Origin of the sequence: Providencia sp. PROV201 (genome assembly GCF_028479545.1) — a bacterium.
GTDB classification, from domain to species: Bacteria; Pseudomonadota; Gammaproteobacteria; order Enterobacterales; family Enterobacteriaceae; genus Providencia; species Providencia huaxiensis.
This window is the reverse complement of record NZ_JAMPNW010000006.1, coordinates 93,667-109,447: the sequence shown is the minus strand read 5'-3', so window position 1 is coordinate 109,447 and position 15,781 is coordinate 93,667. Positions and strand designations below refer to the sequence as shown.

General features: G+C 42.5%; 14 protein-coding genes and 1 pseudogene. 1 reads left to right on the top strand and 14 read right to left on the bottom strand.

Translation table 11 applies throughout. The features are described from left to right. The first annotated feature begins 1 nt into the window (after position 1). A pseudogene (gene ampC, locus PR809_RS07115) lies at positions 2 to 1,142 on the top strand (class C beta-lactamase). A 175-nt stretch (positions 1,143 to 1,317) separates the two neighbouring features. Here the strand turns inward: ampC and hemN are convergent. The 14 genes from hemN to greB all read right to left on the bottom strand — a co-directional run bounded on the left by hemN (position 1,318) and on the right by greB (position 15,778). Beyond that, entirely contained in the window at positions 1,318 to 2,691 is a 1,374-nt protein-coding gene (gene hemN / locus PR809_RS07110) for an oxygen-independent coproporphyrinogen III oxidase (protein WP_166266009.1), read from the bottom strand. 207 nt (positions 2,692 to 2,898) lie between these two features. Beyond that, positions 2,899 to 3,414: a Der GTPase-activating protein YihI gene (gene yihI, locus PR809_RS07105; protein ID WP_166266012.1), complete on the bottom strand. Its 516-nt coding sequence runs from the start codon at positions 3,412 to 3,414 to the stop codon at positions 2,899 to 2,901. 366 nt (positions 3,415 to 3,780) lie between these two features. Further along, positions 3,781 to 5,115: an NCS2 family permease gene (locus tag PR809_RS07100; protein WP_102138822.1), complete on the bottom strand. Its 1,335-nt coding sequence runs from the start codon at positions 5,113 to 5,115 to the stop codon at positions 3,781 to 3,783. Between the two features lie 185 nt (positions 5,116 to 5,300). Further along, positions 5,301 to 6,053, bottom strand: coding sequence for an amino acid ABC transporter permease (locus PR809_RS07095; RefSeq protein WP_166266015.1), 753 nt, complete (start codon positions 6,051 to 6,053; stop codon positions 5,301 to 5,303). A 1-nt stretch (position 6,054) separates the two neighbouring features. Beyond that, positions 6,055 to 6,807, bottom strand: a complete 753-nt coding sequence (locus PR809_RS07090) for an amino acid ABC transporter permease (protein WP_195698042.1) — start codon at positions 6,805 to 6,807, stop codon at positions 6,055 to 6,057. A gap of 110 nt (positions 6,808 to 6,917) precedes the next feature. Further along, positions 6,918 to 7,757 carry an ABC transporter substrate-binding protein gene (locus tag PR809_RS07085; RefSeq protein WP_206276011.1) on the bottom strand — a complete coding sequence of 280 codons (840 nt, stop codon included), beginning with the start codon at positions 7,755 to 7,757 and terminating at the stop codon, positions 6,918 to 6,920. Between the two features lie 339 nt (positions 7,758 to 8,096). After that, a complete protein-coding gene (gene phoU / locus PR809_RS07080; RefSeq protein WP_102138818.1) occupies positions 8,097 to 8,813 on the bottom strand; it encodes a phosphate signaling complex protein PhoU in 717 nt (238 codons plus the stop codon). Between the two features lie 13 nt (positions 8,814 to 8,826). Then, complete coding sequence (gene pstB / locus PR809_RS07075) at positions 8,827 to 9,603, bottom strand: phosphate ABC transporter ATP-binding protein PstB (protein ID WP_004262838.1); 777 nt, start codon at positions 9,601 to 9,603, stop codon at positions 8,827 to 8,829. A 38-nt stretch (positions 9,604 to 9,641) separates the two neighbouring features. Beyond that, positions 9,642 to 10,523: a phosphate ABC transporter permease PstA gene (pstA, locus tag PR809_RS07070; RefSeq protein ID WP_036958603.1), complete on the bottom strand. Its 882-nt coding sequence runs from the start codon at positions 10,521 to 10,523 to the stop codon at positions 9,642 to 9,644. A 1-nt stretch (position 10,524) separates the two neighbouring features. Beyond that, positions 10,525 to 11,481 (bottom strand): phosphate ABC transporter permease PstC, encoded by a 957-nt coding sequence (pstC, locus tag PR809_RS07065; RefSeq protein WP_004262847.1) that lies wholly within the window; start codon positions 11,479 to 11,481, stop codon positions 10,525 to 10,527. Between the two features lie 130 nt (positions 11,482 to 11,611). Continuing rightward, a complete protein-coding gene (gene pstS, locus PR809_RS07060; RefSeq protein WP_102138817.1) occupies positions 11,612 to 12,655 on the bottom strand; it encodes a phosphate ABC transporter substrate-binding protein PstS in 1,044 nt (347 codons plus the stop codon). Between the two features lie 473 nt (positions 12,656 to 13,128). Further along, positions 13,129 to 14,460, bottom strand: coding sequence for a two-component system sensor histidine kinase EnvZ (envZ, locus tag PR809_RS07055; protein ID WP_102138816.1), 1,332 nt, complete (start codon positions 14,458 to 14,460; stop codon positions 13,129 to 13,131). Continuing rightward, positions 14,457 to 15,176, bottom strand: coding sequence for an osmolarity response regulator transcription factor OmpR (gene ompR / locus PR809_RS07050; RefSeq protein ID WP_004266122.1), 720 nt, complete (start codon positions 15,174 to 15,176; stop codon positions 14,457 to 14,459). The genes envZ and ompR overlap by 4 nt, the downstream gene beginning before the upstream one ends. Positions 15,177 to 15,292: 116 nt before the next feature. Continuing rightward, on the bottom strand, positions 15,293 to 15,778 hold the full coding sequence (gene greB / locus PR809_RS07045; RefSeq protein ID WP_102138815.1) for a transcription elongation factor GreB: 486 nt from the start codon (positions 15,776 to 15,778) through the stop codon (positions 15,293 to 15,295). Between the last annotated feature and the right edge of the window lie 3 nt (positions 15,779 to 15,781).

The window sequence follows — 15,781 nt, the reverse complement described above, 5'->3', positions numbered from 1 at the left end:
TATGAAAACCCTTTTTCGTCAGGGGCGAATTTTTGTCGCTCTGAGTTTGGCGTTAACCACGCTATCCGCTAATGCATTCACTCAAAAGGATGTGGATGACATTATTAAACCTCTGATGGAACAAAAACAGATCCCTGGAATGTCTGTCGCCATTTCCGTTGATGGAAAACACTATATTTATCATTATGGTGTGCAATCTAAGCAAAGCTTAGTGCCTGTCAGTGATAAGACTTTATTTGAGATTGGCTCTTTATCTAAAACATTCACAGCCACACGCAGCCTATGCACAAAACCAAGGAAAACTCGATTTCTCGCAAAAGGTAAGCCACTATCTTCCTGAATTAAAAGGGTCTGCTTTTGACCAAATCACAGTAATGAACTTGGCAACTCACACTTCCGGTTTATCGTTATTTGTGCCTGATAGCATTACGAATTCAGCGGAATTATTCCGTTATTACCAGCAGTGGCAACCTGAAAAAGCTATTGGACAATATCGCTCTTACTCAAATCTTGGCGTGGGATTACTCGGCATCGTTACGGCTAAACAACTCAAAATGCCATTTGAACAAGCGATGGAAAAACTGATGCTGCCTGCGCTTGGGCTGAAACATACCTATATTCATGTCCCTAAAAATCAACAGAAAAATTATGCTCAAGGCTATAATAAGAACAATCAACCCGTTCGTGTAACACCACAAATTTTAGATGCTGAATCTTATGGTTTGAAATCTAGCGCTAAAGATCTAATTCGCTTCTTAGATATTAATATGCAAACAAAGAAAGTCGCTAAACCGTGGCAGGAAGCCATAGAGAACACGCATGCTGGGTTCTATATGACCGATTCATTTGTGCAAGATATGATGTGGGAAAGTTATTCATGGCCTGTATCCATTTCTCAATTACAGCAAGGTAACCGAGATGAAATGGCATTACAGCCACAAAAGGTCGAAGCGATTACACCAGCACTACCGCCAGAAACACAAGCTTTCTACAACAAAACCGGCTCAACCAATGGTTTTGCAACCTATGCGGCATTTATTCCTGAAGACCGAATTGCGGTTGTGATTTTGTCCAACAAATGGTATCCCATCCCTGATCGCATCAGTGCGGCTTATCAGCTAATCGAAAAAGCGAAATACTAGCCCCCGCAGAAGATGCTGAATGTGGAATAACGCTATAACGAATATTTAATACTCAAAATAGTTCGTTCTGCCGCTAGGCGGCAAGAGAAGCTAAGCCCTAGGAGCATACATAAAGTATGTGACTAGGGTTAGCGAACGCAGCCAACAACGCGACAGGGCGAAATATGAAGAGTATTTAGATGACACGGGAAAACTGCCGCTGCCTCATCTGCCCCCGTAAATAAACATCAAAACACATACAAATATTCCGAATAAGTAAACGCCCTTGCGGCGTAACTTTAATACCTTTGTCTGTCATTTCGACCAACCCATCTTCTGCCATTGGCTTCAATAACTCTAAATCCTCTTTAAAATAGGATTTAAAATCAATTGGATAGATTGCTTCAATTTGGGCAAAATCCAATTGGAAGTTACAGATTAAAATTTTAATGACATCACGGCGTAGGCAATCGTCATCGGTTAAAACGAGGCCACGCCACAACGCTTGGCCTTTCTCTTCAACTTGCGCATAATAGGTTTTCAAATCTTTCTGATTTTGCGCGTAGTTATCGCCTAACATACTGATTGCAGAAACGCCTAGCCCCAGCAAATCACAGTCGCCTTGAGTTGTATATCCTTGGAAATTACGGTGTAGAACCCCTTCCCGTTGTGCCACGGCAAGCTCATCTTCAGGGCGAGCAAAGTGGTCCATACCAATAAATTGATAGCCATCTCTGGTGAGGGTCGCGATTGTGTCTTGCAAAATATCGAGTTTTTGCTCTGCGCTCGGTAAGTCTTCATCTTTAATTTTACGCTGCGCTGCAAATAAATTAGGTAAGTGTGCATAATTGAACACACTTAAGCGATCTGGTGATAATTCAGCCACTTTTTTTAGGGTAAACGCAAAGCTTTCAGGGGTTTGCTTAGGTAAACCATAAATTAAATCAATACTCGTTGAGGAAAACCCCGTCTCTTTGGCCCGTTTAATTAGGGAAAAAATAAATTCTTCATCCTGTTCACGGTTAACCAGCACCTGAACCTCTTTATTAAAATCCTGAACGCCCATGCTTAAGCGGTTAAACCCTTCATGGCGCAGATGGTCTATCATATCCAGTTCAATTTCACGCGGGTCGATTTCAATCGACATTTCCACATCATCTGCAAAATTAAAGTGTTTTTTCAATAAACCAACTAAATGACTAACTTGGACTTTATCGAGATAAGTTGGAGTACCACCGCCCCAATGCATTTGAGTCACAATGCGGTTTTTTAATAAAGCGGCTCGTTGGATAATTTCTTTTTCAATTACTTTAAGGTATTCATCAGCTTTATGTTTTTGGCGTGTCACTAATTTATTACAGCCACAGAAATAACAAAGCTTATGGCAAAAAGGGATGTGGACATAGAGCGATAAAGGTCGATCGGGATAACGTTTTGTTGCTTGAACAAACGCATTCTCATCGTAGTCTTGGTTGAATTCCAAGGCTGTAGGATACGAGGTATAACGAGGCCCTGAATAATTGTATTTTTGAATGAGAGAAAGATCCCAAACAATATTTTGCTCTGACATAACATTCCTCAATTGACCAAAAGCTCAAACCATAATAACGGGTTGCACCTTATTTAATTGTTATTTGGTGAGTGTGAAAGTTTCACAACTTAAATAATATTATAAAGTATGTTAGCGAAAAGAGATTTGATACAACATCAAAGAAAAGTGAGTTAGCAGAAAAAATAGCTAAATCCCCCGCTAGCACGAGGGATCTTTTAAACGAAATTATTTACTTTTTAAGATGCGCATAATGTCATCAAGTTTTTCTTCGTCTTCTTCCTCTTCTTCTTCGCTATATTCAATACCGAGAATATTCATCAATTCATCAATGCGATCTAAACAGGTATCAACATACTGCTGCTCTTGTGCTGTGATGGTTTCGCCATCTTCCAGACGCGCTAAAATGCTATCTAAACGATCATCGCTTTCCAGCATTTCCAGCTCTTTTTCTGGCGTCAATTTTTCTTTGACAGTCGGCTGTTTTTTCTCAACCACAGGTTTCGTGGCCTGTTTTTCATCCACAATTAAAGGCACAGGCTTTTTGCTACCTAAACGAGGGTCGGTTGAACTATTTTGCCCGCCATTTTGCTTGTTAGATGCTTGTTCTACATAACGGCTACCGGATTTATGACCACGATGTTTTTTCTCGCGTTTACGCTCACGGCCTTCCGCATTAATTTCTTCTTTGGTTTTACGGTATTTTTTCTTTGGCTTAGCAGCCGGTTTTTTTGGTGCATTCATGGTCTGATACCTTGATAAAGTCAGTTTCTGCTGCGAAATCTAGCAGGATCCCATAAAGGGGGAAAGCACTAGTTTGCAATTTCAGCGGATTTTTTATCCCACCCTGCCTTCGCAACAGTACTTTATTGATTATACCTTAAATAATTTGTGTTGCATGCAAGTAACAAGACGGGAAAGCCATCTGAAGGGGGATTAATCTTCCAAGTGGTTTTACCTAAAAAAATAGAGAGCCATCTTGAGAAATATTCTAAATAATTCAAGTTGTGGCTAGGCGTCAATCGAGGTTATCTCGGGGAGCATACATAAGTATGTGACCCGAGTAGCCGAGTGAAGACAACAACGCCACAGCTTGAAGTATGACGAATATTAGGCGTCGACGAGCACCATTTTTAGTAGGAACATCGCCGCCACTAAAATCACGCACAGACCCAGGTCACGCCAGCGTCCGGTACCAATTTTCATTGCACAGTACGCAATAAAGCCTAGCGCAATACCTTCTGTGATTGAGAAACTAAATGGCATCATCACAGCGGTAATGAATGCGGGTACAGACTCGGTTAAGTCATCCCACTTCACGCGAGTTAAGCTTGAAGTCATCAGCACGCCCACGTAAATCAAGGCACCCGCAGTAGCATAAGCTGGAACCATGCCTGCAAGAGGTGAGATAAACATGGTCAATAGGAATAAAACACCAACGACAATCGCAGTTAAACCTGTGCGCCCACCGACAGAAACACCAGAAGAACTTTCGATATATGCAGTGACAGAAGAGGTCCCCATCGCTGAACCTGCGACAGAACTCAAGCTGTCCACATATAACGCTTGTTTCATTCGTGGGAAAGTCCCGCGTTCATTCGTAATACCCGCTTTGTCAGTCACACCTATCATGGTGCCTGATGAGTCAAACAAGTTAACTAACATAAAGGCAAAAATCACACCGGATAGCGCTAAGTCTAAAGAGCCAGAGAAATCAACTTGCCCCACAACGCTCGTGATACTCGGCGGCATTGAGAATATCCCAGAATATTTCACATCCCCTAGAGCTAGGCCAATCAATGTTGTCACTGCAATAGAAACTAATACCGCGGCATGAATATTGCGTGCGGCAAGAATAGCGATAATAAAGAAACCGAGTGCTCCCAGCCAAACATTATGGTGGGTTAAGTTACCGATAGAAACTAACGTGTCCGGGTTCGCAACAATAATACCGGAATTTTTCAGCCCCATCATGGCAATAAATAAACCGATACCGCTGGTAATACCAACGCGTAGGCTAAGAGGAATATTGGCGATAATCCAATAACGAATGCGAAATAGCGTCAGAATAAATAACCCGACAGCTCCCCAGAATACCGCGCCCATCGCGATTTCCCATGAGTACCCCATCGCTCCAACAACAACAAAAGCAAAGAAGGCATTCAGCCCCATGGCTGGCGCAACAGCAATAGGTAAATTCGCCAGTAATCCCATCAAAATACTGCCAATAGCCGCAATCAAACAGGTAGTGACAAATACCGCTTTGATATCCATTCCTGCAACTGAGAGAATTTGAGGGTTAACGAAGACAATATAGACCATCGTTAAGAAGGTAGTGAAGCCAGCAACAACCTCAGTTCTTGCTGTGGTGCCATGTTCTTGTAATTTAAAAACACGCTGAAACAAGCCCTGCGGTTGTGCCGAGCTAGAAGATTGATTACTCATTAGATATCGCGCCCAAAAAAAGTTTTTTTCGCCCTATACTACAATTAAAAATCACAAAAGAAAACGATTGCGTAAACTGTAATGGGCAAAAATGTCCTAACTAACTGATACACTTGAGTGAAATAATAAAAGAATTGATGGTAACTAATAGAAGAAGTGGTGGTTATTTCACCACCACGTTTAATTTAAGACAGTGCTAATAGTTTTTGTCGACGCCAAAACAATAAACGATGTTTCGCTGCCAGTTTCTGAGGCTGATGTTGCGCGCTAAGCCTTTTCGCCACCCTATTTGCAATGATTTCTACCGCAAAGCACATCACAAAATAAATAAATGCGACGAATAAGAAAACTTCAAGAGGATAAACCATTTCACGGTTATTCACTTGTGTCGCCAAAAATGACAGCTCAGCGACCCCAACAATATAAGCCAATGAGGTATCTTTAATTAATGCCACCCACTGGTTAATAAATGACGGAACCATCATACGTAAAGCCTGTGGTAATACGATATTCCACAATACCTGCCAGCGGCTGAACCCCAAGGACATCCCGGCTTGCCACTGCCCTTTACCTATCGCTAAAATACCCGCTTTCACGGCATGAGCCAAATATGCAGAGGTAATCAATGCCAATGCACATACAACTGTCGCTATCCCAGGAATTTCCGTGCCCAATAACATCGGCAACAAGAAATAGGTCCAAAAAATCAGCATAATTACTGGAATTGCACGGAAAAAACCTAATACTGCAGCGAATAGGTTAACCCAAAAACCTCGCAGCATGGCTAATGCAATCCCCCCCAATGTACCTAATACAATAGAAGCTGCACCTGCAAGCAAGCTAATGACTAACGTCAGTGCTGCGCCTTCTAATGGGCCATCCGGGAAAGTGCCAAATAACAAATATTGCCAGTTCTGCTCAATAATCGAAAAATCCATCTTATACCCCCTGAGCCAAATTACGCTGCTGGCGCCACTGGCCCCAACCTTCCATCACTGCAATAATGGCAATATACAAAACGGTTGCCACGCCAAAGGCTGCGAAGGTTTGTAATGTCTGGCTATCTACTTGGCGAGAAACATAAGACAGTTCCGCTACACCTATTGCCATTGTTAATGATGAATTTTTCACCACATTCATATATTGGCCTAGTAGCGGAGGCATAGCGATTTTTACTGCTTGCGGTAATACCACCAGTTTCATGGCCTGCCATGAAGTTAGCCCTAAAGCAAATGCCGCATATTTTTGCCCCTGACGAACACCGCGGATCCCAGCTCGTATTTCTTCAGCAATAAATGGTACGGTATACAGGGTCAAACCAATAAAGCCCGCTAAAAATTCAAATGACGGCCAACCCACTGTTATTCCAAGTAAATGGATTTCATGGGGGGTATTGAGCCACTCCATCGCAACAGTAGGTAAAATTTCACCGGAAGCGAAGTACCAAAAGAATAACTGCACCAACAAAGGTGTATTTCTGAAAATAGAGATATAGATACTCACGGCCCAACGCACAGGAGCAATTTGGCTATCCTTTGCTGATGCAACGATAAAACCCAATACAGTGGCTGCAACAATGGTACAAATCGAGATCCAAACAGTGATCAAAAAGCCGTAGCCAAACCACTCTAGATACTGCGGCGCTAGTAAATGAGCAGACCAAAAATCACCATTTAAAAATTTTTCAAACATTGTTCACGACCTATTGCCTTCACCGCTTGTGATTAAAAACTCATCCCTTATAACCAAGAACCCCACACAGAGTGCGGGGCTTCAAATCACTGAGTACTTACTGTTACCCATTAAGACTGTGGCTGTTGCTCACTCAGTGGCGCGAATTTAAAGTCTCCGCGTGGTTGTGCTGCTTTAGTATCTGGCCCAAACCAACGGTTATAGATCACCTCGGCTTTACCGTCTTTTTCCAGTTTCAGCAGTGTTTCGTTGACGTTTTCAACCAAACGAGTTTCACCTTTGCTTGCTGCCAATGCTTGGTACTCTTTTGTTAGGCTAAATGGAGAGATTTCAAAATCTGCCTTCACTTTTTCAGGTAAATTACCTAATAAGCCAACCAATTTGGCATCATCTTGAGTGATAGCTTGGACGTTACCATTACGCAGTGCCGCGAACGCTTGCGGGGTATCGTCATAAGAAATCACTTTTGTGTCAGGGAAACGTTCACGTAAAGTGACTTCCTGCACAGTGCCTTTATCTGCGCCAATACGCAGTGGTTTGATGTCATCAGGTGTTTTTAATACGCCTTTACGGGCAATAAATTTTTGGCCTGTCGCAAAATCAGGAATAGAAAAATCAACTTGTTTTGCGCGTTCATCTGTAATGGTGAAGTTAGCACCGATTAGGTCAACTTTACCTGAAGTCAGGAGTGGAATACGGTTTGCTGGGTTAGTGGGGCGAAGCTCTAGTTTCACACCTAGGCTATCTGCTATTTCTTGTGCAATATCAATATCATAACCCGCTAATTTTTTAGTTTTTGGGTCAATGAAACCAAATGGTGGGTTACTATCAAATACCGAAATACGGATCACACCCGCTTGTTTGATATCATCTAATTTATCTGCGCTAGCGACATTCGCTGTCAGCGCTAAACCTGTAAGTAAAACAGTCGTTAGAATACGAGCTTTCATTGAACACCCCTGACGGTAAATTTTTGTAAATCGACCATCACAAGCTATCAACTATTGCTTAGCACTTGAAATAATATTAAATAATATATTTATATCAAAATGGAATATAAGACCAAACAAAAAAGGGCCACCTTGATAACAAAGTGCCCCAAACATGGTTAAACCATCAATAGACTCTTATTGAGCAAGAAGAAAGTCGGTAGAAGAACGTGTTAGAGTATTCATCGTAATAAATAGGCTATCGAATACATTAACCTCATTCATCAATACTCTAAATTGTTCGTGTTGTGGCTAGCCGAGCGAAGCCAACACCGCCACAGCACGAAATATGACGAGCATTTAATCGTCTTTAGTCAACATTTTTTCGAGACTATCTCCCCCCACATGGCGGAAATCTTGCCCCTTCACATAGTAGAAAATAAACTCACAGATATTTTGGCAACGGTCGCCGATACGCTCAATTGAACGAGCGCAGAACAGTGCTGTTAATACACTCGGGATCGTCCGTGGGTCTTCCATCATATAAGTCATCAATTGGCGCACGATGCCCTCATACTCTTGGTCAACTTTCTCATCTTCACGATAGATACGAATAGCTTCTTCGAGATCCATTCGTGCGAATGCATCTAATACATCATGTAGCATTTGTACTGTGTGACGGCCTAATGATTCTAAACTCACTAACAGAGGCTGATGTTGATGAGAGAATTTTTCCAATGCGGTTTGGCAAATTTTGTCTGCAACATCGCCGATTCTTTCCAGCTCAGCAATGGTTTTTGAAATAGCCATAATCAGACGCAAATCACTCGCTGTTGGTTGGCGCTTCGCGATGATTTTAACGCATTCTTCATCAATGGCCACTTCCATCATATTGACTTTATGGTCATTTTCGATAACTTCACGCGCTAGGGCTTCATCCTGATTATGCATGGCAGTAATGGCTTTGGTAAGCTGCTCTTCGACCAGTCCTCCCATCGTCATCAATTCAGTATGGATATGTTCCAGTTCAGCATTGAACTGCCCCGATATATGTTTGTTGTGATTCAGCGTATCCATCGTCGGCTCCATATCAACCGTAGCGGCCAGTAATATAATCTTCAGTTTGCTTCATTTCTGGGGTAGTAAACATTTTGTCAGTATGGTTAAACTCGACTAACTCCCCTAGATACATGAAAGCCGTATAGTCAGAACAGCGTGCTGCTTGTTGCATATTATGGGTAACAATGACCACTGTGTATTCTGACTTTAATTCACTAATTAGTTCTTCAATTCGACCGGTTGAAATTGGGTCAAGGGCAGAACAAGGCTCATCCAACAATAAAACCTCTGGGCGAATAGCAATACCACGAGCAATACAGAGACGCTGTTGCTGCCCACCCGACAAGCTATAACCACTTTGGTGTAGCTTATCTTTGGTTTCATTCCATAATGCAGCCTTTGTTAACGCCCACTGCACGCGTTCGTCCATTTCCACACGGGATAACTTTTCAAATAAACGCACACCAAATGCAATATTATCGTAGATTGACATCGGAAATGGTGTTGGTTTTTGGAATACCATACCGACTTTTGCACGTAACAGCGCGATATCTTGTTTATCAGTCAGGATATTTTGGCCATCCAGTAAAATTTCACCTTCTGCGCGCTGCTCGCCATACAGTTCATACATTTTATTGAAGGTACGCAATAGTGTCGATTTACCACAGCCTGATGGGCCGATAAACGCAGTTACTTTATTTTTTTCAATGTCTAAAGAGATATTTTTCAGTGCGTGAAACTTGCCATAATAGAAGTTGAGGTCACGGACTTTAATTTTACTGTTTGCAATATCGTTTGCATTAATCATGGTTTGCTTTTCTCTCTAAATCTTTATTTATCTGGTGCTTAGTGTTTTTTCTGTGCGAACACAACACGTGCAATGATGTTAATGAGCAGGACACATAGGGTAATTAACAGAACCCCTGCCCATGCAAGCTCTTGCCATTCAGAGAACGGGCTCATTGCAAATTTGAAGATTGTCACTGGTAAGTTAGCGATGGGTTCGCTCATATCTGTACTCCAGAACTGATTTGACAGTGAAGTAAACAGAAGCGGTGCGGTTTCCCCTGCTATACGCGCAATTGCAAGTAAGATCCCAGTGATAATCCCTGACACCGACGCTTTTAACGTAATAGATAAAATCATTTTCCATTTTGGTGTGCCAAGTGCATAAGCGGCTTCACGCAAGCTATCTGGAACTAGTTTCAACATGTTTTCAGTAGTTCGGATAACAATTGGAATTTGCAGCAATGCAAGCGCCACAACCCCAGCCCAACCCGAGAAGTGCTGCATTTGAGCAACCACAATGGTGTACACAAACAACCCGACAACGATAGATGGAGCTGATAATAAAATGTCATTAATAAAACGGGTAACTGAAGCTAACCATGACTTACGGCCATACTCTGCTAAATAAATTCCCGCTAAAATCCCTAAAGGCGTACCAATAACTGTCGCCCATAAGATTAATAAACCACTTCCTACGATGGCATTTGCCAGCCCGCCACCTTCCGTATTCGGTGGTGGAGTCATTTCAGTAAACAGATTGAGGGACATGCCATCAATCCCTTTAGTGACAGTAGAAAACAAAATCCACACTAACCAGAACAAGCCGAAAGCCATGGTTAACATTGAAACAAATAGAGCCATTCTGTTAACTTGGCGGCGCCACGCTTGACGGCGTGCTCGTTCTTTTTCATTCACTGCGATAGGTTGAGATATCGACATATTAACGGCCCTCATTCTTCGCAAGACGCATGACCATCAACTTGGAAATTGCTAACACAATGAAAGTGATAACAAACAGGATAAGTCCAAGCTCCATCAAGGCCGAGGTATGTAAACCGCTCTCTGCTTCCGCAAACTCATTTGCGAGTGCCGAGGTGATACTGTTACCAGGCATAAACAGTGATGCGCTATCAAGTTGGTAAGTATTACCAATCACGAAAGTCACCGCCATGGTTTCACCCAGCGCACGACCAAGGCCTAACATCACACCACCAATGACCCCATTACGGGTATACGGCAACACGATATTCCAAATCACTTCCCACGTTGTACAGCCAATCCCGTAGGCTGACTCTTTCATCATCACAGGTGTTTGTTCAAATACATCGCGCATCACTGACGCAATATAAGGAATAATCATAATCGCGAGGATAATCCCCGCTGCTAAAATACCGATCCCGAATGCAGGCCCTGAAAATAATTCACCGACAATCGGCACACTCGACATCACATTACCAACTGGTTCTTGGAAATATTCTGCAAACAGGGGTGCAAAGACAAATAACCCCCACATCCCATAAACAATACTTGGGATAGCAGCAAGAAGTTCAATCGCGATACCAAGAGGACGTTTTAACCAATTAGGCGCCAGCTCTGTTAGGAATAACGCTATACCAAAACTAACGGGAACGGCGATAATCAGAGCGATTAACGATGTAACGATAGTGCCGTAAATAGGCACAAGGGCACCGAATTCTTCCGCTGGAGCATCCCACTCTTTGGTCCATAAAAACGAAAACCCAAACTTTTGCATACTTGGCCAAGATGCAAAAATAAGGGAAATAATAATGCCTCCGAGCATTAACAAAGTGATGAGCGCGGCAATCTTTACCAGTGCACTAAAAATCACATCACCTGATTTGCTGGGAGCTCTAAATGCCGTTGTTTTCTCGGCCATGCGCTTTGTTCTCATTTCATTCCTGCTCTTTTTCACAGGATTGCGTTACAACGATGAGCGGGTAAGCCCTGTTCCTCAGCACTTACCCGCCATTTCCAACCCTAAGTGCACTTAGAAAACCTAAGCTCACCTAGAATAATGCTTTACCTTGGCTATCTTTAACTTCTGTTTTCCATGCTGCACGTACTGCGGTCACGACTTCTTGAGGTAGAATTGCGTAATCTAATGCTTCCGCTTGTTTACCACCTTTATCATAAGCCCAGTTGAAGAAGTCAAGAACTGCTTTGCCTTTTTCCGCATTCGCTTGCTGCTTGTGAACTAAGATGAATGTGGTTGAAGTAATCGGCCATGCATTCGCGCCATCACGGTTTGTTAAATCTTGAGCAAAAGATTTAGACCAGTCAACTTTCTTCGCTGCTGCGCTGAAACTTTCACCCGTTGGTGAAACCGCTTCGCCATCGGCAGAGATTAATTTAGTATACGCAAGGTTGTTCTGTTTTGCGTAAGCATATTCAACATAACCGATAGAACCTGGTAGACGCTGTACGAAAGCGGCAACGCCATCATTTCCTTTACCGCCTACGCTATTTTTCGGCCAGTTAACGGTTGAACCTGCACCAACGTCTGATTTCCAGCTTGCGCTGACTTTAGCGAGGTAGCTTGTGAATACGAATGTGGTACCCGAACCGTCAGAGCGTCTAACGACTGCGATAGCTTGGTCTGGCAAGCTAACATTTGGGTTCAATTTAGCGATTGCTGGGTCATTCCATTTAGTGATTTTGCCTAAATAGATGTCACCTAATGTGTTGCCATCTAAAGTCAGTTGCCCTGACTCAATACCTTTTACATTGACAGCCAGTACCACACCACCGATAACAGTAGGGAATTGGAACAAGCCATCCTCTTTTAATTTTTCATCAGTCAATGGGGCATCGGATGCACCGAAATCAACTGTTTTTGCATTAATTTGTTTGACACCACCAGAAGAACCAATCCCCTGATAGTTTACTTTATTAGCTGTTTCTTTCTGATAAGAGTCTGCCCACTTCGCATAAACAGGAGCAGGAAAGGTCGCGCCAGCTCCGGTCAGGCTGGTAGCAGCAAAAGAAGACATTGCGGTCAGAGATAAAGTTGCTGCCATTACGCTTGCTAAGGTGGTACGCGTCATTTTCATAATCCCTCCGGGGATGTATAGAAACAATCAAGTATAAAATTGTTGGGTGTATGTCACGGTAGGAAAAATAGGACAATTTAGTTACGACAACATGTCGTTTTTATGACAGTTTTATGACAATTGCTGATTTTTTCACTGGAGAGAAAACAAAAACGAAGGGAAGTGAATCTTTATATTATAAAATTCAAATAGTTAAAAAATTTCAGTTTCAACACTGATACCAAAAAGAAAAATGACAGACTGTCATAAAAGCGAAAATTTTTTTACCCTGCAACCATAAAATAATACTCAAAACAATTTGTGTTGCCGCCAACAACGCTGCGGCGCAAAGTGTGAAGAGTAGAAAGATAGCTCTAAATAGTTCAAGTTGTAGGTAGGCGCCAAACGAAGATATCCCTAGGAGCATACACAAGTATGTGACTAGGGTAGTTGAGTGTAGGCAACACCCCTACAGCTTGAAATATGACGAGATATCAGTCTTCTTTTTCTTTAAGAGGGAGAAGAGCCCTAATCGCAAACCCACCACGCTCACTCTTATGGATCTCAATACTCCCTTCGTGGGCATCAACAATTCGGCGAATAATTGCCAGTCCTAGCCCTGTTCCTTTGTTGCTACGGGCTTTTTCACCTTGCACAAATGGCTGGAACAGACGATGAATATCTTCTTCTTTGATACCTGCTCCGTCATCTTCGACTTGGAACCAAACTGAGTCTTCCGTTTTACCACTACTGACCTTGATCCAGCCATTACCATAGCGGTAGGCATTAACAATCATATTGGTAATCGCGCGTTTAATTGCTAATGGGTTACCATTAACAATCATTGAGCCAGGCTCAAGTGCGGTTTCAATTTCGCCTACGACGTTGCTTTCTGAGTTCACTGCTTCCATCAAGATAGCGTTAAGGTCACAGAATTCCATATCCATTTCTTGACCCGTTTTCAGGTAAGACATGAATTGGCCGATGATCGCATCACACTCTTCAATATCTTTATTAATGGATTCTGCCAGGTAGCTATCTTCTGGGCTCATCATTTCTGTTGCTAAACGAATACGGGTTAAGGGGGTTCTTAGGTCATGGCTTACCCCTGCCATTAAGACAGTTCGGTCATTTTCTAAGGTTTTAATTCCTGCTGCCATGTGGTTAAAAGACCGAATAGCGGCCCTGACCTCGGTGGCACCTTTTTCCTGCATTGGGGGTAAGACAAACCCCTTACCAACTTCTCCGGCGTGGTATTCTAATTCAAGTAATGGCTTGTTTTGGTAGCGTATATACAACCATACCCCCGCAAAAATGGTGAGAAAAATCGTTAATGTATAGCGAAAAACAAGGGAGAACTGGTTTTGTCCAATTTCAGTCAGTGGAACTCGCACCCAAATATCAGGTGCAAGATAAGACGTTAACCATAGAATGGGGTACTCTCGGCCTAATTCGAGGTGAACACTTGCCTTGCCACCAATATATTCCGACATATGTTCGCTTAGGAAATCATACTCTTTTGCCCAATTCAGTCCTTCTTCCATCGCTGCTGAGTGTGCATAAAAGGTGATCCCTAATTCATTGTAGATTTTCTTACGCAACGCGGGAGATACACGCACTGAGGTTCCATCTTGTAGGACCATTTTCTCTGTCATTAATGTTCTTACTTCGTATGCCAGCACCTTATTGAATTGTTGTAAGCTAGGCATCACAACAAAATTCAACACAACCATATAGCTGGTTACGAGGCTCGCAAACAGTAAGGCTACAAATAAAAATAACGAGCGAGAAAATGTACTACGCCTTGAGAACCTCAGTCGCTTCATGCTTTACTTCCATCAGGAACAAACACATAACCCAATCCCCAAACCGTCTGAATATAACGAGGATGTGCTGGGTCTTCTTCAACCATGCGACGCAAACGTGAGATCTGAACATCAATAGAACGTTCCATCGCACTGTATTCACGGCCTCGCGCTAAGCTCATTAGCTTGTCACGCGACAACGGTTCCCTTGGATAAGAAACCAATACTTTTAACACCGCGAATTCACCGCTAGTTAACGGCATATTTTCATCACCTTGAAACATTTCTCGCGTCCCAAGATTTAATTTGAATTTACCAAAGGTAATTATCGCATCATCTTGAGATGGCGCGCCCGGTAATTCATTAGCTTGACGACGTAATACCGCACGAATACGAGCTAGCAATTCCCGTGGATTAAAAGGTTTTGGAATATAGTCGTCCGCACCGATTTCTAAGCCAACGATACGATCCACTTCTTCGCCTTTCGCTGTCACCATAATAATTGGAATTGGGTTATTTTGACTACGTAAGCGACGACAAATTGATAAGCCATCTTCGCCCGGCAGCATTAAATCTAAGACGATCAAGTGAATAGATTCCCTCGTCAGGATTCTGTCCATCTGTTCAGCGTTTGCAGCACTTCTTACCTGAAAACCCTGCTCAGTGAGGTAGCGTTCCAGCAGCGCACGTAAACGCATATCATCATCGACGACAAGAACCTTATAACTTTCCTGCATTTTGTAGCCCTCAAGATGTGCATCTTTCAAATTATTTTTTTAATGAATGTAAGTAAAACAATATTAATGCTCACTAATTTACCACTAACATGGGATTTAATGAATCATTTTACACTTCAGACGGTTAGTGGCTTGTAGCTTATTTCTAATACAAAATAAGTCACCTGCCCTCCCGGCGTATTTACTGTTATTTCATCATCAACCTGTTTACCTATCAAGGCTCGCGCTACGGGAGAATCAATTGAAATCCATTGTTTCGTAGGGTTGAATTCATCAGCACCGACGATACGGAATATTCTGATATTTTCATTTTCATCTTCTAGTTTAACCCATGCGCCAAAAAACACACGGCCTTCTTGGCGAGGATCAGGCTCGATAATCCTTAACTGATCTAACCTTTTAGATAAAAAACGGATGCGTCTATCAATTTCACGCAACCTTTTTTTGCCGTAAATATATTCTGCATTTTCTGAGCGATCCCCTTGAGCTGCGGCCTCTGAAACAGATTGAGTTACCCGAGGGCGTTCATCCTTCCACAGGTATTTCAATTCTTTATCTAACGCATCCCAACCTTCACGTGTAATTAAAAGACTTTTAGTCATAAC

Bases quoted from the DNA above. Each gene is read 5' to 3' on its own strand.
- pstB (WP_004262838.1), bottom strand. From the start codon at position 9,603: ATGATTAATGCAAACGATATTGCAAACAGTAAAATTAAAGTCCGTGAC.
- ompR (WP_004266122.1), bottom strand. From the start codon at position 15,176: ATGCAGGAAAGTTATAAGGTTCTTGTCGTCGATGATGATATGCGTTTA.
- pstS (WP_102138817.1), bottom strand. From the start codon at position 12,655: ATGAAAATGACGCGTACCACCTTAGCAAGCGTAATGGCAGCAACTTTA.
- pstC (WP_004262847.1), bottom strand. From the start codon at position 11,481: ATGGCCGAGAAAACAACGGCATTTAGAGCTCCCAGCAAATCAGGTGAT.
- greB (WP_102138815.1), bottom strand. From the start codon at position 15,778: ATGACTAAAAGTCTTTTAATTACACGTGAAGGTTGGGATGCGTTAGAT.
- PR809_RS07095 (WP_166266015.1), bottom strand. From the start codon at position 6,053: ATGGATTTTTCGATTATTGAGCAGAACTGGCAATATTTGTTATTTGGC.
- pstA (WP_036958603.1), bottom strand. From the start codon at position 10,523: ATGTCGATATCTCAACCTATCGCAGTGAATGAAAAAGAACGAGCACGC.
- envZ (WP_102138816.1), bottom strand. From the start codon at position 14,460: ATGAAGCGACTGAGGTTCTCAAGGCGTAGTACATTTTCTCGCTCGTTA.
- PR809_RS07100 (WP_102138822.1), bottom strand. From the start codon at position 5,115: ATGAGTAATCAATCTTCTAGCTCGGCACAACCGCAGGGCTTGTTTCAG.
- hemN (WP_166266009.1), bottom strand. From the start codon at position 2,691: ATGTCAGAGCAAAATATTGTTTGGGATCTTTCTCTCATTCAAAAATAC.
- yihI (WP_166266012.1), bottom strand. From the start codon at position 3,414: ATGAATGCACCAAAAAAACCGGCTGCTAAGCCAAAGAAAAAATACCGT.
- phoU (WP_102138818.1), bottom strand. From the start codon at position 8,813: ATGGATACGCTGAATCACAACAAACATATATCGGGGCAGTTCAATGCT.
- PR809_RS07090 (WP_195698042.1), bottom strand. From the start codon at position 6,807: ATGTTTGAAAAATTTTTAAATGGTGATTTTTGGTCTGCTCATTTACTA.
- PR809_RS07085 (WP_206276011.1), bottom strand. From the start codon at position 7,757: ATGAAAGCTCGTATTCTAACGACTGTTTTACTTACAGGTTTAGCGCTG.